At 67.1% G+C, this 26643-nt stretch carries 27 protein-coding genes; 12 read left to right on the top strand and 15 right to left on the bottom strand.

The window, feature by feature from the left end; all coding sequences use genetic code 11:
• Positions 1 to 48 precede the first annotated feature (48 nt).
• Positions 49 to 1023 (top strand): AraC family transcriptional regulator, encoded by a 975-nt coding sequence (locus CBY09_RS14945; protein WP_094290373.1) that lies wholly within the window; start codon positions 49 to 51, stop codon positions 1021 to 1023.
• A 42-nt stretch (positions 1024 to 1065) separates the two neighbouring features.
• Here CBY09_RS14945 and CBY09_RS14950 read toward each other — a convergent pair whose 3' ends face one another.
• The 8 genes from CBY09_RS14950 to trpE form a co-directional block, all read right to left on the bottom strand.
• Positions 1066 to 1782, bottom strand: coding sequence for a uracil-DNA glycosylase (locus CBY09_RS14950; RefSeq protein WP_094290374.1), 717 nt, complete (start codon positions 1780 to 1782; stop codon positions 1066 to 1068).
• Positions 1783 to 1851: 69 nt separating this feature from the next.
• The gene (trpC, locus tag CBY09_RS14955; RefSeq protein WP_094290375.1) at positions 1852 to 2652 is read right to left on the bottom strand and encodes an indole-3-glycerol phosphate synthase TrpC; all 801 of its coding nucleotides are present in this window, start codon (positions 2650 to 2652) and stop codon (positions 1852 to 1854) included.
• A 25-nt stretch (positions 2653 to 2677) separates the two neighbouring features.
• Positions 2678 to 3718, bottom strand: coding sequence for an anthranilate phosphoribosyltransferase (gene trpD / locus CBY09_RS14960; protein ID WP_094290376.1), 1041 nt, complete (start codon positions 3716 to 3718; stop codon positions 2678 to 2680).
• 23 nt (positions 3719 to 3741) lie between these two features.
• Complete coding sequence (locus CBY09_RS14965) at positions 3742 to 4407, bottom strand: LysE family translocator (RefSeq protein ID WP_094290377.1); 666 nt, start codon at positions 4405 to 4407, stop codon at positions 3742 to 3744.
• A gap of 8 nt (positions 4408 to 4415) precedes the next feature.
• Positions 4416 to 4922, bottom strand: coding sequence for a DinB family protein (locus tag CBY09_RS14970; RefSeq protein WP_094290378.1), 507 nt, complete (start codon positions 4920 to 4922; stop codon positions 4416 to 4418).
• On the bottom strand, positions 4919 to 5506 hold the full coding sequence (locus CBY09_RS14975) for an aminodeoxychorismate/anthranilate synthase component II (RefSeq protein WP_094290379.1): 588 nt from the start codon (positions 5504 to 5506) through the stop codon (positions 4919 to 4921). The genes CBY09_RS14970 and CBY09_RS14975 overlap by 4 nt, the downstream gene beginning before the upstream one ends.
• Positions 5503 to 5850: a chorismate mutase gene (locus CBY09_RS14980; protein ID WP_094290380.1), complete on the bottom strand. Its 348-nt coding sequence runs from the start codon at positions 5848 to 5850 to the stop codon at positions 5503 to 5505. Before CBY09_RS14980 ends, CBY09_RS14975 begins: the two co-directional genes overlap by 4 nt.
• A complete protein-coding gene (gene trpE, locus CBY09_RS14985) occupies positions 5847 to 7346 on the bottom strand; it encodes an anthranilate synthase component I (RefSeq protein WP_094290381.1) in 1500 nt (499 codons plus the stop codon). Before trpE ends, CBY09_RS14980 begins: the two co-directional genes overlap by 4 nt.
• Before the next feature lie 365 nt (positions 7347 to 7711).
• Here trpE and CBY09_RS14990 point away from each other — a divergent pair, with 365 nt between their 5' ends.
• Together CBY09_RS14990 and CBY09_RS14995 are read left to right on the top strand one after the other, a co-directional pair.
• Entirely contained in the window at positions 7712 to 8299 is a 588-nt protein-coding gene (locus CBY09_RS14990; protein ID WP_094290382.1) for a chalcone isomerase family protein, read from the top strand.
• A gap of 262 nt (positions 8300 to 8561) precedes the next feature.
• Entirely contained in the window at positions 8562 to 10211 is a 1650-nt protein-coding gene (locus CBY09_RS14995) for a methyl-accepting chemotaxis protein (RefSeq protein ID WP_094290460.1), read from the top strand.
• Positions 10212 to 10239: 28 nt separating this feature from the next.
• On the opposite strand, the gene gph is transcribed toward CBY09_RS14995, so the two are convergent.
• From gph to CBY09_RS15015, 4 genes are read right to left on the bottom strand one after another with little or no spacing between them, the layout of a single operon-like run.
• A complete protein-coding gene (gph, locus tag CBY09_RS15000; protein WP_094290383.1) occupies positions 10240 to 10968 on the bottom strand; it encodes a phosphoglycolate phosphatase in 729 nt (242 codons plus the stop codon).
• A 57-nt stretch (positions 10969 to 11025) separates the two neighbouring features.
• Positions 11026 to 11325 (bottom strand): putative quinol monooxygenase, encoded by a 300-nt coding sequence (locus tag CBY09_RS15005; RefSeq protein ID WP_094290384.1) that lies wholly within the window; start codon positions 11323 to 11325, stop codon positions 11026 to 11028.
• Positions 11326 to 11376: 51 nt separating this feature from the next.
• Positions 11377 to 12897, bottom strand: a complete 1521-nt coding sequence (locus CBY09_RS15010) for a hypothetical protein (RefSeq protein ID WP_240515740.1) — start codon at positions 12895 to 12897, stop codon at positions 11377 to 11379.
• A 2-nt stretch (positions 12898 to 12899) separates the two neighbouring features.
• The gene (locus CBY09_RS15015) at positions 12900 to 14234 is read right to left on the bottom strand and encodes an SPFH domain-containing protein (protein ID WP_094290385.1); all 1335 of its coding nucleotides are present in this window, start codon (positions 14232 to 14234) and stop codon (positions 12900 to 12902) included.
• A gap of 230 nt (positions 14235 to 14464) precedes the next feature.
• Here CBY09_RS15015 and CBY09_RS15020 point away from each other — a divergent pair, with 230 nt between their 5' ends.
• Complete coding sequence (locus CBY09_RS15020) at positions 14465 to 15163, top strand: response regulator transcription factor (protein ID WP_094290386.1); 699 nt, start codon at positions 14465 to 14467, stop codon at positions 15161 to 15163.
• Positions 15164 to 15329: 166 nt separating this feature from the next.
• Positions 15330 to 17516 carry a sensor histidine kinase gene (locus tag CBY09_RS15025; protein ID WP_094290387.1) on the top strand — a complete coding sequence of 729 codons (2187 nt, stop codon included), beginning with the start codon at positions 15330 to 15332 and terminating at the stop codon, positions 17514 to 17516.
• 45 nt (positions 17517 to 17561) lie between these two features.
• Here CBY09_RS15025 and rpe read toward each other — a convergent pair whose 3' ends face one another.
• Positions 17562 to 18245, bottom strand: coding sequence for a ribulose-phosphate 3-epimerase (gene rpe, locus CBY09_RS15030; RefSeq protein ID WP_094290388.1), 684 nt, complete (start codon positions 18243 to 18245; stop codon positions 17562 to 17564).
• Positions 18246 to 18334: 89 nt separating this feature from the next.
• Here rpe and apaG point away from each other — a divergent pair, with 89 nt between their 5' ends.
• From apaG to CBY09_RS15050, 4 genes are all read left to right on the top strand, one after another.
• A complete protein-coding gene (apaG, locus tag CBY09_RS15035) occupies positions 18335 to 18742 on the top strand; it encodes a Co2+/Mg2+ efflux protein ApaG (protein WP_094290389.1) in 408 nt (135 codons plus the stop codon).
• Positions 18743 to 18824: 82 nt separating this feature from the next.
• Positions 18825 to 20834 (top strand): site-specific recombinase, encoded by a 2010-nt coding sequence (locus CBY09_RS15040; RefSeq protein ID WP_094290390.1) that lies wholly within the window; start codon positions 18825 to 18827, stop codon positions 20832 to 20834.
• Positions 20835 to 21006: 172 nt separating this feature from the next.
• Positions 21007 to 22266, top strand: coding sequence for a cation:proton antiporter (locus tag CBY09_RS15045; RefSeq protein WP_094290391.1), 1260 nt, complete (start codon positions 21007 to 21009; stop codon positions 22264 to 22266).
• Entirely contained in the window at positions 22256 to 23380 is a 1125-nt protein-coding gene (locus tag CBY09_RS15050) for a YbdK family carboxylate-amine ligase (protein WP_094290392.1), read from the top strand. Before CBY09_RS15045 ends, CBY09_RS15050 begins: the two co-directional genes overlap by 11 nt.
• 289 nt (positions 23381 to 23669) lie before the next feature.
• On the opposite strand, the gene CBY09_RS23890 is transcribed toward CBY09_RS15050, so the two are convergent.
• Together CBY09_RS23890 and CBY09_RS23895 are read right to left on the bottom strand one after the other, a co-directional pair.
• Complete coding sequence (locus CBY09_RS23890) at positions 23670 to 24068, bottom strand: tautomerase family protein (RefSeq protein WP_165773921.1); 399 nt, start codon at positions 24066 to 24068, stop codon at positions 23670 to 23672.
• Positions 24050 to 24271 (bottom strand): hypothetical protein, encoded by a 222-nt coding sequence (locus CBY09_RS23895; protein WP_165773922.1) that lies wholly within the window; start codon positions 24269 to 24271, stop codon positions 24050 to 24052. The genes CBY09_RS23890 and CBY09_RS23895 overlap by 19 nt, the downstream gene beginning before the upstream one ends.
• 112 nt (positions 24272 to 24383) lie before the next feature.
• On the opposite strand from CBY09_RS23895, the gene CBY09_RS15060 reads away from it, so the two are divergent.
• The 3 genes from CBY09_RS15060 (at position 24384) to CBY09_RS15070 (ending at position 26642) form a co-directional block, all read left to right on the top strand.
• Complete coding sequence (locus CBY09_RS15060; protein ID WP_094290394.1) at positions 24384 to 25292, top strand: LysR family transcriptional regulator; 909 nt, start codon at positions 24384 to 24386, stop codon at positions 25290 to 25292.
• 45 nt (positions 25293 to 25337) lie between these two features.
• Complete coding sequence (thiL, locus tag CBY09_RS15065; RefSeq protein WP_094290395.1) at positions 25338 to 26312, top strand: thiamine-phosphate kinase; 975 nt, start codon at positions 25338 to 25340, stop codon at positions 26310 to 26312.
• 126 nt (positions 26313 to 26438) lie between these two features.
• Positions 26439 to 26642, top strand: a complete 204-nt coding sequence (locus CBY09_RS15070) for a YgaP family membrane protein (RefSeq protein ID WP_010466405.1) — start codon at positions 26439 to 26441, stop codon at positions 26640 to 26642.
• Position 26643: the final 1 nt, after the last annotated feature.

Here is a 26643-nt window from a genome sequence, read left to right on the forward strand (position 1 = left end):
TGCCTTCAGCGGTATCACGCTCTGAACCCCACGTCCGCCCCGTCCCCTTTGCTGTTCGGCAACGACCGTTGCGCCACCTTCTCCGCCCCCGCAGCGTTCGGAGAATCGGTCCTGCCCCTGTGGCCCAAGCTCCAGGATTGCGATGCCCAGCCACGGGACAACGCCTTTGCGGGCCAATCGGCCTCTGTGGTGCTGCCCGGCATGTCTGCCATTGCCGCCTCGTTCACGTCGCTGCGTGTGGCGGTGGCAGACAACACGCGCGCCTCCGTGTCCTTCAAGCTGGAAGGCCACAACGAGTTGCGGGTGCAGAACCAGAAGCTGGATTTGACTGGCCCCCGCTGCGTGTTCATTCCGGCAGGCTCCGGCCCTCAGGAAGCCGTTGGCCAGGGCCAGAACGTGCTCATGCTGCAGCTGGACCCCCAGGGACTGCACATGGCAGCGCGCGCACTGCGGGGACTGGAAGCGGGGAGCCCGGTCAACCTGGACCACGGGCGCGTCCGCCTCCTGACCTCGCAGATGGGTCCTTCTCTGGAGGCCCTGGCGCGGCACATCGGGGCCACCATCCATCTCCATCTGGACCAGCCGGATTTGCTGCACCGGCTGGGTTTCCAGGATTTTGTCCACCGCCAGCTGGTACTGCTGTTCCGGCCCGACTGGCTGACCGCCGAGTCCCGCCCGCCCCGGCCCGGCAGCCTGCGGGAACGCCTGGCCGTGGACAAGGTGTGCGATGCGATGCTGGCCGAGCCTGGGGCGCGCTTCACCCTCAGCGAGCTGGCCCAGCTGGGCTGCCTGTCGGTCCGGGCGCTGCAGTATGCGTTTCAGCACCGGTTCGGGCAGTCCCCCATGCAGTGGCTGCGCGACCAGCGGCTGGCGACGGCGCGCCAGCGCCTGCTTCAGGACAGCGCGGACAGCATCGCGCAGATTGCCATGGATTGCGGGTTTGCCAGCGCGAGCAGCTTTTCGGCGTTCTACCGTGAGCGCTACGGCGAGTCACCCGCCCAAAACCGCGCCCGAAGGGTCTGAAACCGGCGGCCCATGCCCCTGGGGCAGCCGCCCAGCAACGGCTCAGTAGCCGTGCTGCTCGCGGAACGCGCGCGCCTTGCCAAAGTGCCCGTTACCGATGAAGGGCACGGGCGGGCGCAGTGCCGACAGGGGCGAAGGGTGGTTGGAGGTGAGCACCAGATGCCCCCGGTCCTGCGGGATGAAGGCGCGCTTGGACTGCGCGTGCGAGCCCCAGAGCATGAACACCACCGGGCGCGGGCCTTCGGCCACATGGCGGATCACGGCATCGGTCAGTGCCTCCCAGCCTTTGCCTGCGTGGCTGGCGGGTTGGCCCTCTTCCACCGTGAGGCCGGTGTTGAGCAGCAGCACGCCGTTCTGGGCCCACTTCACCAGGCTGCCGCCCGGCGTGGGAAAGGGCGGGAACGGAACGCCCAGGTCGCGCTGCATTTCCTTGAAGATGTTCTGCAGCGAGGGCGGCAGGCGCACGCCGGGCGCCACAGAAAACGCCAGCCCCTCGGCCTGGCCCCGGCCGTGGTACGGGTCCTGGCCCAGGATGACCACACGCACGGCGTCGGGCGGCGTCAGCTCCAGCGCACGCAGCGGCTGGGGCGGGAAAATCACCGCACCGGCGGCAAGCCGCGATTGCAGAAACGCCTGCAGCGCCTGGCCCCGCTCGCCCGCAAAGAAGGCGTCCACCAGGGGCTGCCAGCCGGGCGCCACGGGCCAGTGGGCCGGGTCCGCACTCTGGAGCTGGGTGGATGTCTGCACGGGTGAATTCATGGTCAAAATGGCCTTCTGCGCGCTACAGGAAAGCGCAAGCAGCTATCAAAACAATAGTATTCGACACACTCACGCAAACAGCTTGGCCAGGGCGAGGCCCGGATCATCAGCGCGCATGAAGGCCTCGCCCACCAGGAAGGCGTGCACGCCCGCATCGCGCATGGTCTTCACATCGGCAGGCTTGAGGATGCCCGACTCGGTCACCAGCAAGCGGTCCGCAGGCACATCCTTGAGCATGCCCAGGGTGGTGTCCAGCGTGACTTCAAACGTGCGCAGGTTGCGGTTGTTGATGCCCACCAGCGGGGTCTTGAGCTTGAGCGCGCGCTCCAGTTCGGCGCGGTCATGCACCTCCACCAGCACGGCCATGTCCAGGCTGCGGGCAATGGCCTCGAAGTCGGCCATCTGCGCGTCATCCAGGCAGGCGGCGATCAGCAGGATGGCATCGGCGCCCATGGCCCGCGATTCGTAGATCTGGTACGCATCGACCATGAAATCCTTGCGCAGCACCGGCAGCAAGGTGCTGGCGCGGGCCTGCTTGAGGTAGTCGGGCTGGCCCTGAAAGAACTGCCGGTCGGTCAGCACCGACAGGCAGGCTGCGCTGACCTTGCCGTCGCCTTCCATGTAGCTCTGGGCGATGTCTGCGGGCTCGAAGTTGGCACGCAGCACGCCCTTGCTGGGGCTGGCCTTCTTGACCTCGGCAATCACGGCCGCCTGGCCCTTGGCGATCTTGGCGCGCAGCGCGCCTTCAAAGTCGCGCGTGAGCACGCGGCTCTCGGCATCGGCGCGCATGGCGTCAAAAGGCAGGCGCTTTTTGGCGGCGGCCACTTCTTCGTGCTTGACGGCCACGATCTTGTTGAGGATGTCACTCATGGGAAAACCTGGTTGGTTGTTGGGGTCACGCGGCAGCGCCGGCCAGCGCGTGCGTGCGCGTGACCATCTGCTCCAGCTTGGCCAGCGCCGCGCCCGATGCGATGGCGGCACGCGCCTTGGCCAGCCCTGCGGGCACCGAATCGACCACATTGGCCGCATACAGCGCCACACCGGCGTTCAGGCAGACGATGTCTTGTGCGGCCCCGGGCTCGCCCTTGAGCACGCCGATCAGCATCTCGCGCGACTGCTCGGGCGTTTCGACCTTGAGCGCGCGGTTGCTGGCCATGGACAGGCCGAAGTCCTCGGGGTGGATTTCGTATTCGGTGATCTGGCCGTTTTTCAGCTCGCCCACCAGCGTGGCGGCACCCAGGCTCACTTCGTCCATGCCGTCGCGGCCATAGACCACCAGGGCGTGCTCGGCGCCCAGGCGCTGCAGCGCACGCACCTGGATGCCCACGAGGTCGGGGTGGAACACGCCCATCAGGATGTTGGGGGCGCCGGCCGGGTTGGTCAGCGGGCCCAGGATGTTGAAGATGGTGCGCACGCCCAGTTCCTTGCGCACCGGGGCCACGTTCTTCATGGCGGGGTGGTGGTTGGGCGCGAACATGAAGCCGATGCCGACTTCAGCAATGCACTGGGCGATCTGCTCGGGTTTGAGGTTGATATGGATGCCCAGGGCTTCCATCACGTCGGCGCTGCCGCTTTTGCTCGACACGCCGCGCCCGCCGTGTTTGCTGACCTTGGCGCCTGCGGCGGCGGCCACAAACATCGAGCAGGTGGAGATGTTGAAGGTGTTGGCACCATCCCCGCCCGTGCCCACGATGTCCACCAAGTGCGTGCTGTCGGGCACGTGGACCTTGGTGGAGAACTCGCGCATTACCTGGGCTGCGGCGGTGATTTCGCCGATGGTTTCCTTCTTTACGCGCAGGCCGGTGATGATGGCCGCTGTCATGAGGGGCGAGAGCTCGCCTTTCATGATGAGCCGCATCAGGTGCAGCATCTCATCGTGGAAGATTTCGCGGTGTTCGATGGTGCGCTGCAGCGCTTCCTGGGGGGTGATGGGCATGACGGTGTCTCCTGGGGTGGCGGTCAGGCCGCCGGTTGATCAGTAAAGGCCAGCTTGAGTCCGAAGCCGATGAACATGGCGCCCGCCACGCGGTCCAGCCAGTGCATGCCACGCTGGATGGCCGTGGCACGGCGCGCCATCCACGACGCAGCCAGCGCCCAGCCCATGTTGACAGGGATGGCATTGATGTTGAACAGCACGCCCAGCAGCACAAAGGCCAGCGCCTTGTTGTCGGTGCCCGGCGCGATGAACTGCGGCACAAAGGCCAGGAAGAAGATGGCGACCTTGGGGTTGAGCACATTGGTCCAGAAGCCGCCGAGGAACACTTTGCGAAGCGGCGTGTGCGGCGCAGGGGCCGCCTGCGCAGCCGCCAGCGCGGCCGTGTTGCCACCATCAGCACCAGGCTTGGACAGCAGCATGCGCATGCCCATCCACATCAGGTAGGCCGCGCCGATCCACTTGAGCACCGTGAACGCCGTGGCCGAGGTGGCCAGCAGCGCGCCCACGCCCACGGCGGCCGCAAAGATGTGCACAAAACACCCGGCCGTGATGCCCAGCCCCGCCACGATACCCGCGCGTGTGCCGGAGCGCAGCGCGTTGGTCACGATGTAGAGCACATCGGGCCCGGGCGTGAGATTGAGCAGCCAGCCGGCCGCGATGAACATGAGCAGTTGATGAAGTTCGGGCATGGGTGTGTCTACCAGCGTCGGTCAGGTTCCAGGCGGTGCAGGAAGGTCGTCAGCGAGTCGCGCGGGGGCTGCACCGCATGCGCGGCCAGGATGCGCCCCGCCGCCCCCCGGTGGTAGGTGCCATGCACGACGAGGTGGTTCAGGATCTCGCTGCGCGACATGCGCCCCGTGTCGCCGTCGGTGAAGCGGAACGCCACCGGTTCGGCCAGCTGCGCATCATCCAGCCCGCCCACGTACTGCACATACCAGTCGTCCGACGCGCGCACGGCATCGCTCAGGGTGGCCAGCTCCGGCGTTGCATCGGTGTTGGTGGCCCGGTAGGTGGTCTGGGGCAGGCCCTGCAGGTGGCTGGCAAAGATGCGGTCCACGACGTAGGTGTGGTTCAGGATGCGCACAAACAGCCGGTAGTCGTCGGCAGGCAATGCGCCCTGCGATGCCGCGCCCAGTGCCAGCAGTTCCTGGTTGGCCCACCGCTTGTACTGAAAGAGCTGGGCCAGGCCCTGAGAGGCCGTCATGCGCGCTGCTCCAGAAAGTTCTTGAGCATGGCGTGGCCGTGTTCGGTGAGGATGCTTTCGGGGTGGAACTGCACGCCTTCGATGGGCAGTGTCTTGTGGCGCACGCCCATGATCTCGCCGTCGTCGGTCCAGGCCGTCACCTCCAGCACCTCGGGGCAGGTGGCGCGCTCGATGGCCAGGGAGTGGTAGCGGTTGACAGTGAACTTCTCCGGCAACCCCGCGAACACGCCGTTTTGTGTGGTGGTGATGACGCTGGTCTTGCCGTGCATCAGCTCCTGCGCGCGGATGATGTTGCCGCCGAATGCTGCGCCAATGCTCTGATGCCCCAGGCACACACCCAGGATGGGCAGCTTGCCTGCAAAGTGCTGGATCGCGGCAACCGAGATGCCGGCCTCGGCGGGCGAGCACGGGCCGGGCGAGATGACCAGGCGGTCGAGTTGCCCGGCATTCAGGCGCGCCTCGATCTCGGCCACGGTGATCTCGTCGTTGCGGAACACCTCCACCTCGGCGCCCAATTCACCAAAGTACTGGACGATGTTGTAGGTGAAGCTGTCGTAGTTATCGACCATCAAGAGTTTTGTCATGCGGCGCTCCCGGCAGTGGCGGGCTCGCGCAGGCGGGCGAACTCGCGGTGTTCATAGGCAATGCAGGCCTCCATGAGGCTGCGGTAGATGGCTTCCATCACGTCGGCATCGCCGCCTTCGGCAGCTGCACGCTCGCGCACCCGGTCCACGATGGCCTGGATGCGCGCTTCATCGCGCACCTGCTCTGCGCCTTGCTTGATGCGCGCGGCCTGGGTCATGTAGCCCACGCGCTCGACCAGCAGGGGCACGAGCACATCGTCCAGAGCATTCACTTCGCGGCGCACGTCCTGCATGGTGGTGCAGTCCTTCACTCTGGCAATTGCCTTGGTTTCAGAGGATGTCATTCCAGCCCCTCCTCGACCAACTCGGCGGCGCGCAGCAGCGCGCGGGCCTTGTGTTCGGTTTCTTTCCACTCCAGTTCAGGCACCGAATCGGCCACCACACCCGCGGCGGCCTGCACATAGAGCGTGCCGTTCTTGATGATGCCGGTGCGGATGGCAATGGCCACGTCCATGTCCCCCGCGTAGCTCAGGTAGCCACAGGCGCCACCATACAGACCGCGCTTGGTGGGCTCCAGCTGGTCGATGAGCTCCATCGCGTGCACCTTGGGCGCGCCCGTCAGCGTGCCTGCGGGGAAGGTGGCCTTGAGCACGTCCATGCTGGTCATGCCATCGTTCAAGATGCCTTCCACGTTGCTCACGATGTGCATCACGTGGCTGTAGCGCTCCACCGCGAAGGCTTCGGTCACCTTCACGGTGCCGGTCTTGGCGATGCGGCCGATGTCGTTGCGCGCCAGGTCGATCAGCATCACGTGCTCGGCACGCTCCTTGGGGTCGTTGATGAGCTCGACCTCGGTGGCCTTGTCCTTCTCGGGCGTAGCACCGCGCGGGCGGGTGCCCGCCAGGGGGCGGATGGTGACCTTGGTACCTTCGTCGGTTTTCTCCTGGCGCACCAGGATCTCGGGGCTCGCGCCCACCACATGGAAGTCGCCGAAGTCGTAGAAGTACATGTACGGCGAGGGGTTCAGCGAACGCAGCGCGCGGTACAGCGACAGGGGCGACTCGGTGTAGCGCTTGTGGATGCGCTGGCCCACCTGCACCTGCATGAAGTCACCGGCGGCGATCAGCTCCTTGGCGCGGTGCACGGCAGCCAGATAGTCGGCCTTGGCAAAGTCGCGCTGGGCGGGGTGGCTTTCGGTGGCCTTCACAACGGGGGCGCTTACCGAATACTTGAGCTGCTCTTTCAGCTCGCGCAGGCGCTTCTTGGCGCGGGTGTAGGCCTCGGGCTGGGCCGGGTCGGCATACACGATGAGGTAGAGCTTGCCCGAGAGGTTGTCGATGACCGCCAGCTCCTCGCACTGCAGCAGCAGGATGTCGGGGCAGCCCAGGGTGTCTGGCGGGCAGGTGGTTTCGAGCTTTTTCTCGATGTAGCGCACCGCGTCATAGCCAAAGTAGCCCGCCAGGCCGCCGCAAAAACGCGGCAGGCCGGGGCGCAGGGCCACCTTGAAACGCTTTTGGTAATCGGCGATGAAGTCGAGCGGATTGCCCTGGGCGGTCTCGACCACCTGGCCGTCCGTCACGACCTCGGTTTTGGCCTGCGCCCCAAAGCCGCTGGCCCGCAGCAGCGTGCGCGCAGGCAGGCCAATGAAGCTGTAGCGCCCGAAGCGCTCGCCGCCCACCACGGATTCGAGCAGGAAGCTGTGCTTGCCGCCGTCCTTGGTGTGCGCCAGCTTGAGGTAGAGCGAGAGCGGGGTTTCCAGGTCCGCAAAGGCCTCGACCATGAGCGGGATGCGGTTGTAGCCTTCGCTGGCCAGGCTTTTGAATTCAAGTTCTGTGATCACGGGGAGAGCTCCCAGCTGTCGCAGCGCGTGTCCCTGTGCAGTAGAAAGGGGCGCTGCGGTCCATTCAATCGGCCTCACCGCGTCGGGGTGGAGGCCACGGGTGCACGCTGGGGCGACGTCGGCCCAGGTGCCATCAGGCGTTCAAAGCGACAGGCTGACGCCAGGGCCAGGCTCCCCGGTCGCTGCAACCTGTGATGAACACGTGGTGAATGAACATGGGCCAAAGTGTAGCAAAGCTTTTTTGGCGGCCCGATTTGACGGGCCGCAAGGCCGAGATCGCACAACCGCTCGAAAACCCTGTTGCGGGCGGCAGGGAGCGCTGCAACAATTAGAAACGAACGACCGTTCTTTTTTAGGAGCTGTGCATGAACTTTCTCCAGCGATGCGCTTTGGTGGCCGGAGCCTGCCTGCTGGCGGCCACCGCTGCCGCCCAGCCCATCACCGTGTCCGATGTGAAATACGAAGAGACCGCCAGCCTGAGTGGCAGCACCCTGCAGCTCAACGGCGCGGGCGTGCGCTACAAGGCCGTGTTCAAGGTCTACACGGCGGGGCTGTACCTGGAGAAGAAGGCGCACACGCCCCAGGACATCGCGGCCCTCAAGGGCCCCAAGCGCATGAGCATCACCATGCTGCGCGAGATCGACTCCACCGAGCTGGGCAAGCTGTTTTCGCGCGGCATGGAGGACAACATGGACCGCGCGGCATTTTCCAAGCTGATCCCCGGCGTGATGCGCATGAGCCAGATCTTCTCGGACCACAAGAAGCTCGTCGCAGGTGACCAGTTCCAGATCGACTGGATTCCCGGCACGGGCACGGTGATCACCGTCAAGGGCAAGCCACAGGGTGAGCCTTTCAAGGAGCCGGAGTTCTTCAACGCGCTGATGGGCATCTGGCTGGGCAACACGCCCGCCGACTGGAAGCTCAAGGACGCCCTGCTGGGCAAACCCGCATAAAGCACGCCCAGTACCCCCGCCAGGACACCCAGCTACGGACAAACCCCCAGGTCTGCGGCCTCCTGGCTGTCACCCGCCCGACACCAGCCAGCCGGGCCGGGGCGTACGCTGAGACCTGTCCGCAAACCTCTTTTTTCTCGCAGCCCGCCCTTCATTTCTCCTTTTCTGCCCACCGCAGCGCAGCCGCCAGCACCGGCTTGCAAAACGTGGGCTGAATCGCCCTCGCCCCTTGCCCCAAGCCCCTCCCGCGCCTGACATGACCATGAAACTCAGCAACCTCTCCGTCGGCCTGCGCCTGGGCGCATCCTTTGGCGCCATTCTGCTCATCACCACCCTCATCGCGGCCACCGGCATGTGGCGCATTGCCAGCCTGCAAAGCGCCAGCGAACGTGTGGCCACCCACGAGATCGAGCAGCAGACGCTGGTGGAAGACTGGGCCTCGGACATCCGCCTGAACTGGGTGCGCACCGAGGCCTTCCTCAAGGCCATCGACCGCGATTACATGGACAAGCTCACGGCCGACACCCAGGCCACCGCCATGGGCATGGAGGCCAAGGTCAAACGCATCGAGGCCCTGGTGCAGGGCGAGCAGGCGCGGGGCCTGCTGGCCGCGATTGCCACGGCCCGCCAGGCCTACAACGACAAGCTCACAGAAATCCGCGAACTGCACCGGGGCGGCGAACCCAATGTGCCCGCCATGGTGGACAAGGACCTGCGCCCGCTGGCCGACAAATACCTGAAGTCGCTGGATGACCTGCGCCGCGCCATGGGCACCCAGCTCGCCGAAAGCCAGGCCGACACCTCGGCATTGGCCAAGGCCAGCCAGGTGCTGCTGGGCGTGGGCACGCTGGTTGCCGTGGCGCTGGGTGCGCTGCTGGCCTTCACCGTCACGCGCTCCATCGTGCGCCCTGTGCAGCTGGGCAAAGAAGCCGCAGAAAACATCGCCGACGGCGACCTGACCCACCCCATCGAAACCAACGGCAACGATGAAACCGGGCAACTGCTGCAGGCGCTGGCCACCATGCAGTCGCGCCTGGCTTCCATCGTGGGCAACGTGCGCCACAACGCCGAAGGCGTGGCCACTGCCAGCACCGAGATCGCCTCGGGCAACAACGACCTCTCGGCCCGCACAGAGCAACAGGCCAGCGCGCTGCAGCAGACGGCCGCGTCGATGGAGCAACTGGGCTCCACCGTGCGCCAGAACGCCGACAACGCGCGCCAGGCCAACCAGCTGGCCATGAGCGCTTCGACCGTCGCCCAGCAGGGCGGCGATGTGGTGGCCGAAGTGGTGGACACCATGAAGGGTATCAACGACAGCAGCAAGAAGATTGCCGACATCATCAGCGTGATCGACGGCATTGCCTTCCAGACCAACATCCTGGCGCTGAATGCGGCCGTGGAAGCCGCCCGCGCGGGCGAACAGGGCCGGGGTTTTGCGGTGGTGGCGGGCGAGGTGCGCAGCCTGGCCCAGCGCAGCGCCGAGGCGGCGAAAGAGATCAAGGGCCTGATCGGCACCAGCGTGGAACGCGTGGAGCGCGGCACGGCCCTGGTGGACAAGGCGGGCGCCACGATGAGCGAAGTGGTCGCCTCCATCCGCCGCGTGACCGACATCATGGGCGAGATCAGCGCCGCCAGCAGCGAGCAGAGCCAGGGCGTCAGCCAGGTGGGCGAGGCCATCACACAGATGGACCAGGCCACGCAGCAGAACGCTGCCCTGGTGGAACAAAGCGCCGCTGCGGCCGACAGCCTCAAGACCCAGGCGGGGCAGCTGGTGGATGCGGTGGCGGTCTTCCGGCTGTCAGCCCACGCATCCCGCCAAGGCGATGCCATGGCCGCCCCCACGCGCAGTGGCGGCACCAGTGCATCGCGGCTGGACTACCGCGCCGTGGTGCCGCGCCAGTTGACGGCCTGACAGAAAAGAAGGAAAGAAAGAGGACAGCTCAGGCCAGCTGCGCCAGCGAATCCACAAACCCGTCGGCATCCACGGCCCGCACCGGCTGGCCGTGGTTGTAGCCGTAGGTGACCAGCACCACAGGGCAGCCTGCCGCCCGCGCGGCCTGCGCATCATTGCTGGAGTCGCCCACCATCAGCGTGCGCGCCGGGCTGACGCCCAAGGCCTCGCAGGTCTTGAGAAGCGGCAGCGGATCGGGCTTTTTGCGCTCGAACGCATCGCCGCCAAACACGTGTTCAAAGTACCCGGCAAGCCCCTTCAACTCAAGCAAAGGCAGCGCAAAACTGGTGGGTTTGTTGGTCAGGCAGGCCAGGCGCAGCCCCCGGGCGCGCAGCGCTTGCAATCCGGCCTCCACGCCGCTGTACACCCCGGCAAACTGGCCATTGATCGCAAGGTAGTGGCGCTGGTAGCTGGCCCAGGCCGAAGGATAGAGCTCTTCAATTTTGATAGCAACATCATCAGCACCATAGTGCGGAAGCACATGTTTTAGCACCGAACGCAGCAAATGTTCGGTGCCTTTGCCCACCATGGACTCGATGGAGCCCGCGTCGATGGGCGACAGGCCCAGGTCCTGCAGCATGCGGTTGAGCGCTTCGCTGAAGTCGCCCAGCGTGTCCACCATGGTGCCGTCCAGGTCGATGATCGCAGCGTCCACACAGGACGGGGGAAGCGGAATGAAGTTCACAACAGCCGAGGAAGAAGTTTGGAATGCCGTCATGGTAAGGGCGCCAACGCCCCCGGGGGCCGGTGGCGGCACGCACGGCCACCGTTCTCGTCAACCCGTGTGGAGGGCTTCGGCCTGGTAGATGGTCATCTGCGGGCTGGCTTCGCAGAGCTCCGTGATGGCGTGCGCAAACTTCCGCGAAGCCTCCACCCGGAAGTGGGCCTGCAGGGCCGCCATGTCGCTCCAGCGCTCTACAAACACGAAACGCAGCGGCTGCAACACATCGCGGCTCACTTCGTGGGACACACATCCCGGCTCCGCGCGGGAACGCAGCACATGCTCTACAGCGAGGCGCTCAACGGCGGCTTCGGTTTCCTTGCGGGCGATGGCATGGCCGGTAACGAGGATCATGGTGTGCCTTGTGGTGGATGGGGATGAGCAGATTATTCCGCGAGCCCGCATTCACCGCAGGCTCAGCGTCTGCCGCTTCCAGGCCGGGTCTTGCCAGCGCTGGAACAAAGGCAGCGCTGCCACATCGCCCGTCACGCGCTCGGTGGTCAGACCGTCCAGCCGCACCACCTCAAAACTTTTGCGGTAGCGGCCCTGGCCCCGGGCCTCGCGCGCCACCAGCATCTGCTGGCCACCGGGTACCCAGCCCGCCCACTCGGTCACGCCGGTCTCGGGCGTCGCGGCGCCGGGCGGCAGCACATCGGCCAGCCAGCCGCCTTCCGTTTGGCGCAGCACCCACAGCTCGCGCCAGCCTTCCATGGGCTGCACAGCCAGGGCCACGGCCGTGCCCTCGCGGTTGGTGCTGGCCGATGCGGCCCACACCACGCCGTAGGTGCAGCGGCGCAGCAGTGGGGCCTTGGCGCTGTGTTGCGCGTCCACCAGCAGCACGCAGGTTTCGCCAGGGGCGCCGGGCTCGGTCAGTAACGTGGGGCGGTTGCCCGCAGCCGCCACCGGGGCCGCAGCAGGCACCAAGGCCCAACGCACAGCACTCACACGCATGGCAGCGTCGTTGTAGGCGCTCTGGTCTTCGTCGGGCAGCTCGGCCTTGCTCACGCCGCTGAGTTCCGTCAGGGCACGCGCAGCGGCAGCGGCCACCGCTGGGTCGGCAGCGTTCTTGCGTGCCTGCTGAAAGGCGGCGGCGCCCCACACGCTGGCGCGGCGCATTTGCACGCGGTTGCGCAGGTAGCCGGGCAAATTGGCCACCTCCACGCGCTCCAGCACCTCGGCCTGCCAGGTGGTGACCTTGGCACGCTCGTGTGCAGGCAGGTCGGGGTTGATGCACTCAGGGCGGGTCAGCGCCAGGGCGGCGCGGGCGCGCTGCTCGGCATCGGCCACGGGCATGGCCAGCAGGCGGCGAAAGGCCTCGCCCTCATAGCAGACCTGCATGCGGCCTTCGACCTCGTAGGTGGCAAAGCGCACGCCGTAGCCGTTGGCCACATCCAGGTGGGCCGATAGCGTGACGCCCGAGGCCTTGCCCGGCACGGCCACCGAGGCGCGGCGCGCAAGGCGGTCGGCAAAGGTGCCCAGTGCATCGAAGGCCTGCGCACCCTCCATGCCAGCCAGCGCCTTGGCGGGTGCGGCCTGCAGGTAGGCGGCTGTGAGGCCAATGCCCAGCGCTTCGGCGCCCGGAGTGTCCTGCACAAAGCGCATCACAGCCAGCAGCGCGGGGCCTTCTGCCTCGGTCAGGGCCACGCGGCGCACATCGCTGGCGCGGATGAAACCACCGCGCTCGCGCTTGTGGTCCCACACCTGCAAATAGTCGAGGCGCTCGCCACGCACTTCCAGCACTTCGCCCTGCCACAGGCTGGCCTGCTGCTGGGCGCCGTCGCGCGGGGCGGCGCGCAGGCTGGCCTGGTCTTGCACCACGATGGCGCTGCCCTGGGCATTGGTTGCAGGTAGGGGGGCGGCCTCGGCCGCCACGGTCACTGCGGCGCTGGCGACGGCGGCCAGCAAGGTGGCGAGGGTGGCGTTCATGTTCATTGCTCCACGGCTTGGGTGGTGGTGGCATCGTCGGCCACAGCCGCAGCCGGGGCTGCACCAGCCTGGGCGTTGCGGTTGCCGCCCAGCAGCGCGGCACCGATGAAGTCGCCATTGGTGGGCGGGGGCGCGATGATGACCTGGATCTTGTCCGACAGCTTGTCGGCCAGCGTCTTCTGGATGAGCAGCGGGTGCTTGGTCACCAGTGCGCCTTCGCGGGCCATTTGCTCGGCATTGACCTTGCCCACGCGGTCCATGCGGTAGGCCTCAGCTTCGGCCAATTTCTGGCGGGCGTCGGCCTCGCCGTTGGCTTCGATGCGGCGGGCCTGGGCGGCGCCTTCGGCGGCCTTCACACGGGCCACGCGTTCGGCTTCGGCCTCCAGCTGGCGCTGCTCGATCTGGCGCTGCTTGAAGGGCAGCACATGCTTCATGGCCTCTTCCTGGGCCTTGGCGGCAATGACCTGCTCGCGGGCGGCAGCTTCGGCGGCCACTTCACGGCGCACCTTTTCAGCGTTGGCGTCCAGCTCGGTTTCCTTCACGCGCTTGTCCTTCAGCTCCAGCGTGTAGCGCATTTTTTCGGACGCCAGCTCTTCGGCCAGCAGACTGTCCATGCCCCGGCGGTACTCGGCGGGCAAATCCACCTTGCCGATCTGCAGACTGCGCAGCGTCACACCATCCGCAGCCAGGCGGGCGCGCAGTTCGGTTTCGATGATCTGAGCGATCTCGGCACGTTTGGACGAGAAAATTTCACGCACCGTGTAGCGGGCAAACACTTTGTAGACCAGGCCTTGCACAGCGGGCTCGACGATGTCAGCGCCCACGTTGTCGGGCAGGTTGCCTGCCTTGACGGCGGGCGAGTTGGGGTCCAGCGCATAGCGCACGCTCAGGTCCAGGCCCAGCGACAGGCCTTCCACCGATTGCAGCGGCGCGCTGCCCGTGGCCTGGCGCATGGCTTCGGGGCGGTAGCTCTGGTCGCGCAGCGTAAACACCCGCACCGTGTGCAGGCCGGGCACCACCCACACGCTGCCATCGCGCCACAGGCTCACGGCACCGGTGAACTGGTTCAGGCGCACCCCCAGGTCGCCTTGCGCCAGGTGTTGCACGGGCGGGTTGCGGACCACCATCAGGCCGGCTGCGGCCACCACGGTGCCAACGGCCAGCCAGCGCACGGTGCGGGCGGTGGGCAGCAGGTAGGCCCAGTTCAGGCGGGGGGCATCGGCATCCATCAGGCCTTGCGATTCCACGTCCAGCACGGGCTCAGTGCCAGCTTCAGGCAAGGAGGTAGAGCGACGGCCCTTCAGGGTCTGCACGATGCGGTTCCAGGTGGTTTTCATGGTGTTTCTCTCTCGGTGTGGTTCGGTGTTGTTGTCGGTGTCTGAGTCGCCGTCATGGCTGGCTCATTGAGGACCGATTGTTCGGATCCACCCCGGAAGCAACAATGCGGCGCAGCCCCCAATGCGCTCACACCGCCCGCACGAACCTTCCGGCCCCGGAAGAAAAACTCACACCGCCCGGAACGGGGCGCCGGGATAATCCGCCCACACCTCCACTGCCCGCCCTGCCCATGACCCGCATTGCCGTGATCGAAGACGACCTGCCCACCAGCAACCAGTTGGCCGGATGGATACGCAGCGCCAAGAGCGGCATCGTGATCGACCAGTGGTTCACCCGCGACGAGGCCGAGGCCGCGCTGGCCCGCGAGCACTACGACGCGGTGGTGCTCGACATCGAACTGGGCCGCGAGCGCCATGCGGGCGTGGCCCTCATCAACGCCATCAACAAACTGCGCCAGGGCACGCCGGTGCTGGTGGTGTCGGCCATGCCAGCGGCCATCTACCGCAGCATTATGAAGGCGCTGGATGCGTGGGACTATCTGCAGAAAACCACGTTTGAAGAGGCCGATTTCATCGAAACCTTCCTCGATATCCTGCGCACCACGCAGGCGCAGGCCCCGGTCGGCGCAGCCCCCGCCCCGGTGGGCGACGCGCTGGTGCTGGACCCGCTGTGGCAGCGCACCCCCACCTGGCGCGGCGAGCGCATCAACCTGCCGCTCACGGCCCAGCGCATCCTGGCCACGCTGCACCAGCGCAGCGGCGAAGTGGTGTCGTATGACGAACTGTTCGAGGTGGTGAAAAGCGGCCGCAACCGCGACAACGTGCGCAAGCATGTGAGCACCATCCGCGAGGCGCTGCGTGAAGTGGACCCCGGTTTTGAAGGCATTGAAAACGTGCCCATGCGCGGCTTCCGCTGGACGGGAAGGTGAACACCCCCCCGAGACCCTGCGGGCCTTCCCCCCGCTCTCGCATTGCTGCGCAATGCGGGCAGGGGGACGCCGCCAGCGCGGCGGGGCGGCCCTTGCGCGGCGGCCCTGGCCTGGGCTACGCCAGTTTTGACCGCCCTGCGCGGTATTTTCACGCGAGAGGAATGGAGTGAAACGCCTACTGCACCCCGCACTTGAAATATCGCGTCTGGAAATGCCCCGGCTGGGCCTGCCCGCGTTCCGCCTGCGCATCCTCGTGCGCGGGGTGTTTGTGCTGCTGGCCCTGGCCACGGTGGCGCTGAGCGTGGTGGTGCTCAAGGACGAGAAGGAGCGCGCCTGGCAGGCCTACCAGCACGGCTTTGTGCGCAGCCAGGCCGAGGTGATGGCGCGGCTGCGCCATCCTTCAGGCCAGCTGGCCTTGCTCAACGCCAGCCACCTGGGCCAGGGCGTGACGCCGCTGGCGCCGCTGCTGCTGCCCTACGCCGCCATCGACTTTGACGATCCGCAAAAATCACAGCAGGCCGTGGAGATGGCGGGCTGTTCGGTGCAGTACCCCCACGGCGCCTCGGTGTGCGCGGCGATTGGCAACAACCCCTATGCGGGCGGCTTCATCTACCTGGTGGGCAGCTTCTATGCGGGCGAGCTGACGCCCCGCGAGCGCGGCGCGCTGGTGCCCGCCGAGGCGCACCGTGCGCGCATCAGCCTCGACATGCGAGGCACCACCTACCGCTGGGTTGCGCCCTACGAGGCCATGCCCCCACAAGGCAGCGCAGCGGTGCGCGGGCGGCTCACCGGGTTTGTGGACAACGGCACGCCGCAGCTCGATGCCCGTGCGCGGCCGGTGCGCGACTTTCGCGGCTGGCTGTGGCAAAACGGCCAGTGCCGCGACCTGTCCCCCCCTTCGGCCAGCCCGCCAGCTGGCGATGCCACCACCCCAGACTGCCTGCGCCGCACCCACTACTCCATCCGCCTGCCGGTCGAACTGTTCCGCGAAGCGCTGTTCCGCAAGGAAGAGCGCCTGGTCTGGCCGCCGGAAGACCTGGGCCAAATGCGTGTGCGAGTGGAGATGCTGGCTCCGGGTGAAGACACCAAGCCTTTGTTCGACAGCGACGCACCCGGCGCGCAGTTAGCCGCCTCGTTGGGCGACCTCTCGCGCAGCCTGCTGCCCGGAGAGCGCGTGCAGATCCGCAAAATGGGCAGCGACGACGCCAGCGCCATCACCCTCAAGGGCATTGAGGTACAGGCCGAGCCGTCCGCGCCCTGGCTGTTGCGTTTGATCCGCTGGCTGCCGCTGGAGGCCGCAGGCGTGGGCCCGGCAGCGGCAACGCCCGCCGCCCCCACAGCACTGGACATTCTGGACACGCCCACCGGCAACTACGTGGTGAACTTCACCGGCCACCTGCGCGGCGTGGAGCAAGGCCTGGCCGCCGTGGCCACGCGCCTGTCGTGGTACCTGGGCGCCATGCTGGGCGCGATTGCGCTGGCCTGGTTGGTGGTGGAGGTGGGCCTGATCCGCCGCGTGACCGCCCTCACCCGCCGCGCCGCTGCGGTGTCATACAACGTGCAGCCCGGCCACACCGGGCCCCGGCTAGGCGACCTGGATGTGTCGGACCTGCGCGGCTCGGACGAGCTGGGCATTCTGGCAGGCGGCCTGGCCGACCTGTTGCAGCGCGTGAAGGACGACCTGCAGCGCGAGCAGCTGCGCGCCCAACAAGAGCGTGACATGTGGCACGCCGTGGGGCACGAGATCATGTCGCCCTTGCAGTCCCTGATGGCGCTGAACGGCCCGCAAGACCCCGGCCACCGCTACGTGCAGCGCATGCAGCAAGCCATCCATGTGCTCTACGGCACGGCATCGCCCGCCGAGGCGCTTCAGGCAGCCGATGTGCCCGAGGGGCGGCTGGACCTGGATGCCTTCTTGCGCAACGTGGCGGACAACGCCCACTTTGCGGGCATCCTGGATGTGCTGTATGCCCCGGGTTCGAGCAACGCGGGCCCGGTCATCGTGCGGGCCGACGAGTTTGCGCTCGAAGACGTGGTGACCCACATCCTGCGCAACGCCGACCGCTATCGCCCCACGGGCAGTCCCATCACGCTGACGCTCACCGCGTCGGAATCCACCGCCAGTGCCACGCTGCACAACCAAGGTTCGACCATTGCCGAAGACCTGCTGGAGCGGATTTTTGAACTGGGTGTGTCGGACCCCGAGAGCCCCACCCCGCTGGGCGAGGGCGAGCACCGGGGCCAGGGCCTGTTTGTGGCCAAGACTTACATGGCCAAGATGGGGGGCACCATCAATGCCCGCAACACCGAGGGGGGCGTGGCGTTTGTGCTCACGTTTCAACGGCTGGGGTAGCCCCACCAGCGGGGGTGGGGCTACCCGCCCGTCATCCAGCGGCCCTCAAGCCGCCAGCTGTACGCGCATGGCGTCGATCACGCCCTTGTAGTCGGGCTTGCCAAAGATCGCGCTGCCCGCCACAAAGGTGTCGGCGCCCGCGTCGGCCACGCGGCGGATGTTGTCGGCCTTGATGCCGCCATCCACCTCCAGGCGGATGTCCTTGCCCGAGGCATCAATGCGCTTGCGCACGGCCTCGATCTTGCGCAGGGCCGAGTCGATGAAGCTCTGGCCGCCAAAGCCAGGGTTCACGCTCATGATGAGGATGAGGTCGATGTCGTCGATCACCCAGTCCAGCACATCCAGCGGCGCAGCCGGGTTGAACACCAGGCCGGGCTTGACACCCTTGGAGCGGATGGCCTGGATGCTGCGGTGCACATGGCCCGAGGCGTCGGGGTGGAAGCTGATGTAGTCCGCACCCGCGTCGGCAAATGCGGCGGCCAGGGCGTCCACCGGCTGGATCATCAGGTGCACGTCGATCGGCACGGCCACGCCTGCTGGCGTTTTGGCATGCGGCTTGAGGGCCTGGCACACCATGGGGCCGAAGGTGAGATTGGGCACGTAATGGTTGTCCATCACGTCAAAGTGGATCCAGTCGGCGCCAGCGGCAATGACGTTGCGCACTTCTTCGCCCAGGCGGGCAAAGTCGGCAGAGAGGATCGAGGGGGCGATTTGGAAGGTGCGGCTCATCCCCCGATTGTCGCAAAGCGCAGAAAGCGTGGGGGTTTTGGCGGCTGCATACCCCCTGAAAATGGGCTTGCAGCGTTACCATTCGCCCCATGCCAAAGCACCAGTTTGACGTGGAAGTGCTGCCCGAATACCTGCCCGAGCAGTCCGCGCCGGACTCCGGGGTGTTCAGCTTCGCCTACACCATCACCATCACCAATTCCGGGGAAGAGCCTGCGCAGCTGATCTCCCGGCACTGGATCATCAGCGACGCCCGGGGGCACACCGAAGAGGTCAAGGGCCTGGGGGTGGTGGGGCAACAGCCCCTGCTCAAGCCGGGCGAGTCGTTCCAGTACACCAGCGGCTGCCGGCTGCGCACCGCCAGCGGCACCATGCATGGCACCTTCCACTGCGTGGCTGAAGATGGAGCGCCCTTCAACACCCCGGTGCCCCTGTTTGTGCTGGAAGCGCTGGGCCACGGCCCCTCAGGCAACCCCTTGAGCGGACGGGTGCTGCATTGAAGAACTATTGCCCCCACGCTCCCCACTTCGTGTGGTCGCTGCCCCCCGAGGGGGCCGCTTTTCATCTTGGGGCGGCCCGGCGATGAAAATAGGCGCAGCCCCCAAAGACCTGGCCAGCCTGCTCGCAGCGCTGGACCCTGCTGCCGACCTGGCGCACCGCCACCTGTGGCTCATCAACCTGCTGGATTGGGTGCGCGGAAAGCGCGACTCCGTGCCCGCATCGCTGGAGCGGGTGCAGCTTTTCCTGGACACCGTGGCTGCCCGCCCCGACACCCAGCAGCGGCTGCAGGCCTGGTGGTCCACGCTGGTGGACCAGGTGGACATCACCACCTTGTTGGCCGACTTTGGCTTTGCCCCCCGCACGGCCCTGGTCAGCGAGGTGGCCGAGCGGCTGCGCACCAAGCTGCTGCCGGGCAGCCCCGAGACCATCGATGCGTCCGAGCTGTTCATGCTGGCGCTGCCCAGCGCCTTTGATGCCCAGTGGCTCGCTGCGCTGGACGAAACCCAGCTCAACCGCCTGGTCGGGCTGCTGGCGCCCGCCGATGCCGAAGACACCACGGGCGGCGCAACGCTCTGGCACCGGGCCTTGCTCGATGCCATCACCTACTGCGCGGGCCAGATCCTTTCGACCGGTTTTGCCCCCGAGCTGCGGCTGCGCATGAGCGAGTCCGCGCGCGAGGGCCAGCCGTTCCACGCCCTCATCCGCGATGTGGAAAGCCTGCGCGTGGAAGTGCTGCACGCGCTGCGCACGCCCGACCGCCTCAACGAATGCGCCCAGCGCCTGCGCGAGCGGCTGGAGGCCTGCCGCGCGGCGGCGGCCACCGTGTACGCCCACTTTGAACAGAACGGCATCTCGGTGGGGCTGGTGTTCCGCCTGCGGCAGCTGCGCGAGCGCATCCTGCGTGTGCGTGAGCTGCTGGACTGCCTGCTGTCGCCCAAACCGGCGGTCACCGCCGCGCGCCTCATGGCGCACCTGGTGATGGTGGGACAGGAGCGGCGCAGCCTGCGCGCGCTGTTTGCCGCCAACTCTTCGTTGCTGGCGGCCAAGGTGGCCGAGCGCAGTGCCGAAACCGGCGAACACTACATCACCCGCACTGGCGCCGAGTACCGCTCCATGCTCAGAAAGGCGGCGGGCGGCGGTGCCCTGATGGCCTTCACCACCATGGCCAAGTTCGGTCTCTATGCCCTGGCGCTGTCGGCGTTCTGGGGCGGGTTCATGGCGGGCATCAACTACGCCGTGAGTTTTGTGCTGATCCAGCTGCTGCACTTCACGGTGGCCACCAAGCAGCCCGCCATGACCGCGCCTGCCATGGCGGCCAAGCTCAAGGAGCTGGGGACGGGCGATGCCGTGGAGTCCTTTGTGGACGAGATCACGCACCTGGTGCGCTCGCAAGTGGCCGCCGTGCTGGGCAATGTGCTGGTGGTGTTCCCGGCTGTGCTGGCATTGGCCACGGCGATTGCGCTGACCACCGGCGCCCCGGCCATCAGCGAGAAGCAGGCCGAGCATGTGTTCGAGTCCTTGCACCTGCTCGGGCCTTCGCTGTTCTTTGCGGCCTTCACCGGGGTGTTGCTGTTTGCGTCGAGCATCATCGCGGGCTGGACGGAAAACTGGTTCGTGTTGCACCGCCTGGACTCGGCCATGCACTACAACCCACGCATCACGCGGCTGCTGGGGGCCGAGCGCGCCACACGCTGGGCCCGCTTCCTGCGCGAAAACCTCTCGGGGTTTGCGGCCAATATCTCGCTCGGGTTCATGCTGGGCCTGGTGCCCGTCTTTGCCGCATTCTTCGGCCTGGGGCTGGACGTGCGCCACGTCACGCTGTCCACGGGCCAGGTGGCGGCTGCCAGCGCCACGCTGGGCCTGCAGGTGCTGCACATGCCCGCCTTCTGGTGGGCCGTGGCCTCGCTGCCGTTCCTCGGCGCCTTGAATGTGTCGGTGAGCTTCTACCTGGCCTTCCGTCTGGCGCTGCGCGCCCAGAATGTGAGCGGCGTGGACCGCTCGCGCATCTACGCGGCCATCCGCGCGCGCCTGCGCACAGCGCCACTGAGCTTCTTCAAACCCGAGCGCAGCACACCCACCGTCGCTGCATAGCGGCAGTCCGACCGCAGCAACCACCGCCCCTGTCCTACACGGGCGATGTGTTTCGGCCTGTAAATTCGGGGGCCTATCCCCAGCGCACCCCCTCCCATTGGCGGAGGGCCTGTGTGCCTGCCCTTCACACCACCGGGCACCCGTTGCCCGTCTGACGCAGAGGTCCCATGACATGAATGAAATCCTGAGCTTTTGGGCGCAGTGGCTGCGCCCCTCGGCCGGGCTGCCCACAGTGCAATGGTCGCTGCTGCTGGCCGTTGCCGCCATGGCCGGCTACCTGACGCAGCGCCACACTGGCCTGCCCAAGGTGGTCGGGTACTCGCTGGTGGGCACGGCAGCGGGCCTGGCCGGCTTCAGCGGCGCCGTGTGGCCGCTGCAGGGCATCGGCCTGTTCCTGCTGGAGCTGGGCGTGGCCATCGTGCTGTTTGAATGTGGTGGGCGCATACCGCTGCGCTGGTTCCGCCACAACCCCATGGTGCTGGTGCAGAGCATTGCCGAATCGGTGCTGACCTACTTTGCCGTGTACTGGGTGCTGGTATGGCTGCAACTGCCCACCCAGGTGGCCGGGCCGCTGGCGCTGGTGGCGCTGGCCGCATCGCCCGCTGTGCTCACCCGTGTGGTGGCTGACACCCGCGCTGCGGGCCCGGTGACGGAACGCGCCATCGTGCTCACCACCTTGTCCACGCTGTACGCGCTCACGCTGGGCAGCGCCAAGGCCGAACTCATCAACCGCCAGAGCCTCACCGTGCTCGAAACCGTCTCGCCCGTGGTGGTGGTGCTGGGCGTGTCCATCGTGGTGGCCGCTGTACTGTCGCTGGTGCTGCGCATGGCGCTGCGCTTCATGAGCCCCACGAGCGAAAACACCTCCATGCTGTTCCTGGCCCTGGTGGCGGCAGGCACGGCCGTGGCCGCGCACATGGGTGGCTCCGCACCCCTGGCAGCGCTGCTGGCGGGCATGTTGCTCAAGCAGCTCAACCCGCGCCCCTGGGCCTGGCCGCGCCAGCTGGGCAATGCGTCCTCGCTGCTCACCATGCTGATGTTTGTGCTGGTCTCCACCGTGGCCGCGCAGGCCGACTGGAGCGCCCCCGTGGCCGGTGTGGTGCTGGCCCTGATCGCCGTGCGCCTGGTGGCCAAGGCGACCGGTGTGGCGCTGGGCAACGTGGGCAGCGGCGCGAGCTGGAAGCAGGCACTGTGGGTGGGCTGTGCGATGACGCCCATGTCGTCCATCGCGCTGTTGATCGCCTCGCAGTTCGTTCTGGCCTCGCCCTCCACCGGCCATGTGATTGCCGGGGTGGCGCTGCCTGCGATTTTGCTGATGGAGGTGTTTGGCGCGGTCATCGCCACCGTGGCCATCTACCGTGCGGGCGAAAGCTCCAAACCCTGGGCGCCGCTGACCCGAGCCAACCATGGAGACAACCACCGTGAGTCTTGAAGCCTTCAACCATTCCGAACCGCTGACGCTGGGCGTGGAGCTGGAGCTGCAGCTCGTCAACACCAACGACTACGACCTCGCGCCCTACGCCGAGGACATGCTGCGCCTCATGAAGAAGACCCCGCTGCCTGGCAGCGTGGTGCCCGAGATGACGAACAGCATGATCGAAATCTCCACCGGCATCTGCCACTCGGCCAGCGAGGTGCTGGGCCAGCTCACGCCCATCCGCGATGCGCTGGTGAAAAGCGCGGACAAGCTCAACATCGCCGTGGTCGGTGGTGGCACACACCCCTTCCAGCAATGGCACGAGCGCCGCATCTACGACAAGCCGCGTTTTCGCGAGCTGTCGGAGCTGTACGGCTACCTCTCCAAGCAGTTCACCATCTTCGGCCAGCATGTGCACATCGGCTGCCCCGACGCGGATGCCGCGCTCTTGATGCTGCACCGCATGTCGCGCTACATCCCGCATTTCATCGCGCTGTCTGCCTCCAGCCCCTACGTGCAGGGGCAGGACACGGCGTTTGATTCGGCACGGCTGAACTCGGTGTTTGCGTTCCCGCTCTCGGGCCGCGCGCCCATGGCACTCACCTGGACGGATTTCGAGGCCTACTTCGACAAGATGACGCGCACCGGGGTGGTCAAGAGCATGAAGGACTTCTACTGGGACATCCGCCCCAAGCCCGAGTTCGGCACCATCGAGATCCGCGTGTTCGACACACCGCTCACCATCGAACGCGCCGCCGCCCTCGCAGGCTATGTGCAGTCGCTGGGCGCCTGGTTCCTGGCGGACCAGCCCTTCATGCCGGAAGAGGACGACTACCTCGTCTACACCTACAACCGTTTCCAGGCCTGCCGCTTTGGCATGGACGCGGTGTACGTGGACCCGGCCACGGGCGACCATATGCCGCTGCGCGAACACATCCTCAAGACAATGGACAAGATCGCCAGCCACGCCGCCATGCAAGGGGCATCCAGCGCCATGCACATGCTGCGCACCGAAGTCGAAGCCAGCCAGAACGACGCACGCTGGCTGCGCCAGCGCCAGAGCGAAGAGCAGTTGCTGGCCGAGGTGAGCCGCCAGGCAGCGCAGCGCTTTCGCGGCGCGCCCGCCTGAAGTGAAACACCCCCTGAGTCGCTCCGCGCCTTCCCCCTCTCTCGCCTTGCTGCGCAAGGCGGGAGGGGGACGCCCCCGGTGCGGCGGGACGGCCCTTGCACGGGGGCGCTGGCTCGGGCCGCGCCGGTTTCACCAGCTGCGGGTGGCGCGCAGCATCATGGATAACTGATACGGATTCGCGTTCGGCCCATCAGAACCGTTCGGACTGAGCCTGAAGAAGCCTCGCGCGGCGCTTCGACAAGCTCAGCGTAAGTGGATTGATATTTTTGAACGCGTACCGGTATGAGCGTCAAGCCGCCAGCGCCAGCTTGCGTGCCTGCTGCGTGCGCCCGCCGTAGCCCCAGTCGCTGGCGGGCAGCTCCCGCACCACCACGTAGCTGGCCGCAGCCAGCGTGCCGTCACCGGCCAGCTGGCGCTGCAGCTCGGCAAACGCGGCCTGGATGAAAGCGGCCTTCTCTTCTTGTGTGTTCGTGCCGTGGGTGATGCTGATCTCCAGCAGGGCCGTGGGCTGCTCGACCGGTGCGCCACCGATGTGCCAGCGCGCACTGGGCAGGTCGTCGATGACCACGGCCGTCACCTCGCGGCGTTTGCCCAACAGGTCTACCGTGAGGTCGGTGAGCGCGCTGGCGAGCTGCCGGTAGCGCTCGGGGTTTTGCAGCGGAGCCAGTTTCAGAACGAGGGTTGGCATGGTGTCGGGGCCTTCGGGGTCAATGGGGTTGTGGGTGCGGACCGGGCCCGCAGGGAGAGAAAAATCCGTCGGGTCATTTGCAGGAGCCACCGCGCCACCCAGGCATGGGCTTCGCGAATCGCCTCCTGGCGCAACTGCAGGGCGTGGCGCTTGGCGGCATCGCGCAGGCGCTGGTAGTCGTCGGGGTGCAGGTGGGGGTCCATGGCATTCCTTTCTGGATGGAGCCACTGTAGGCAGTGCAGGGCGGCGCGGAAACGGCTGGTGGTGCAAGACGGCTTTGCACGGATTGCAAAGACCCGCCGTTACCATTGCCCGATGCGCGATATCCGCTTTGAAGACATGCACCTGTTCGCCCGCGTGGCCGATCTGGGCTCGCTGTCGGCCGTGGCGCGCGAGCGCGACGTGCCCGCGAGCCAGGTCTCGCGCACGCTGGCACGCATCGAACAATCCTGCGGCGCGCGGCTGGTCCACCGCAGCACGCACGGGCTCACGCTCACGGCCGAAGGGCTGACCTTTCTGGACTACTGCCGCCGCATCACCGGCACGCTTGACGAGCTGGAAGGCGAGTTCGCCCAGCAAAGCGGCCAGCCCAGCGGCTGGGTGCGCGTGGCCTCCAGCTCCGTGGTGGCCGAGCACCTGCTGATTCCCAGCTTCGAGAGCCTGCAACACAAGCACCCGCAACTGCGCGTGGAGCTGCTGGTGGACGACCGCATGGCCGACATGGTGCAGGGTGGCATCGACATCGCCATCCGCACCGGCCCGCCGCTGACCGACACCGTGGTGGCACGCCCGCTGGGCACGCTGGCCCGCGCTTTGTATGCCACCCCCGGCTACCTGCAGGCGCATGGGGTGCCCCAGCACCCTGACGAACTGCGTCAGCACCGGCTCATCACCAACAGCGCCGTGGCCTTTCTGAACCACTGGCCCTTCCTGATCGACGGCGAGCCCCAGGTGCGGGTGGCTGACGGCCATTGGCGCTCAGGCAGCACGGCCATCACCGCGCGCCTGGCACTGCAGGGCCTGGGCATTGCGCGCCTGGCCACGGTGGTGGCCGATCCCCTCGTGCGCCAGGGCCAGCTTGCGCCCGTGCTGGCCCCGTTCGTGGACCTGCAGCCCAGCCCCATCCACGCCATCACCCTCACCCGCAGGCACCGGCTGCCCAAGATCCAGGCCTGCATCGACCACTGGGCGCAGTGGTTTTCTCCACAAGAAAGCCGTGCCTGATGCCCTTGACCCTCCGTTTTCCCCATTTGATTGCCGAACACTGCCATGGGTGAGTTCGACCTGATTGCCCGCTACTTCACCCGCCCCGTGCGCCGCGCCGCCCTGGGCGTGGGCGACGACTGCGCGCTGCTTGCGCCCGCGCCCGGCATGCAGCTGGCCGTCTCCAGCGACATGCTGGTGGAGGGGCGCCACTTTTTTGCTGATGTGGACCCCGAGGCCCTGGGCCACAAGGCGCTGGCCGTGAACCTGTCAGACCTGGCGGCCTGTGGCGCGCGCCCGCTCGCGTTCACCCTGGCTTTGTCCCTGCCCCGCGTGGACGAAACCTGGCTCGCAGGCTTCTCGCGCGGGCTGCTGGCGCTGGCCGATGCCCACGGCTGCGAGCTGGTGGGCGGCGACACCACACAGGGCCCGCTCAACCTCTGCATCACCGTGTTCGGCGAGGTACCCACCGGCCAGGCCCTGCTACGCAGCGGCGCGCGGCCTGGCGACGACCTCTATGTGAGCGGCACGCTGGGCGACGCGCGGCTGGCGCTGGAGGCACTGCTGGGCCACGCCCCCCTGCCCGCCGAGGTGCTGGCCCGCGCGCGCCAGCGGCTGGAGCGCCCCACCCCCCGGGTGGCCCTGGGCCAGGCCCTGCGGGGCATTGCCAGCAGCGCCATGGACCTGAGCGATGGCCTGCTGGGCGACTTGTCGCACATCCTCAAAGCGTCGGGCGTGGGTGCGCACATCGACACCTACATTACTTCCAATTTGATAGCTGAAAAGGCTTACCTATCGGGCGAAAACGGCCATTTTCACCTTGAATTTATCCGCCAATGCACCCTGGCGGGCGGTGATGACTACGAGCTGGCCTTCACCGCGCCCCCGGCCCGGCGCGGTGCCGTGGCTGCCGCGTCGCAGGCCAGCGGCACGCCCGTCACGCGCATCGGCACGGTGCTGGCCGAGCCCGGCCTGCAGCTGGTGGACGCGGGGGGGCAGGCGGTGGAGCACCGCTACGCCTCGTTCGACCATTTCCGCTAACGGGCAGCAGTGACGGGCAGCGACTTTTTTTCGCGAACCATGAATCCTTTTGCGAAACCCGTCGCTCTTGGTGGGGAAGGCGCCCTGTGCTGGCGCCTTCGTCATCCCACCAAGGAGCTTTTCACCATGCTGTACCGCAAGAACATCACCCGCCCCGAAAGCCTGCTGCGCGTTGTCGGCGGGGTCGCCCTTATCGCCGCCGGCCTGTGGTGGCTGGCCGCCTCGCCCCTGGGCCTGGCGCTGGCCGCCTCGGGCGTGGGCAGCATTCTGAGCGGCGCCTTTGGCTACTGCCCCGCCTGTGCGATGGTGGGCCGCAAACCTGTCGAGTGAG

The organism is Acidovorax kalamii (genome assembly GCF_002245625.1).
In the GTDB taxonomy this organism is placed as follows: Bacteria; Pseudomonadota; Gammaproteobacteria; order Burkholderiales; family Burkholderiaceae_C; genus Acidovorax; species Acidovorax kalamii.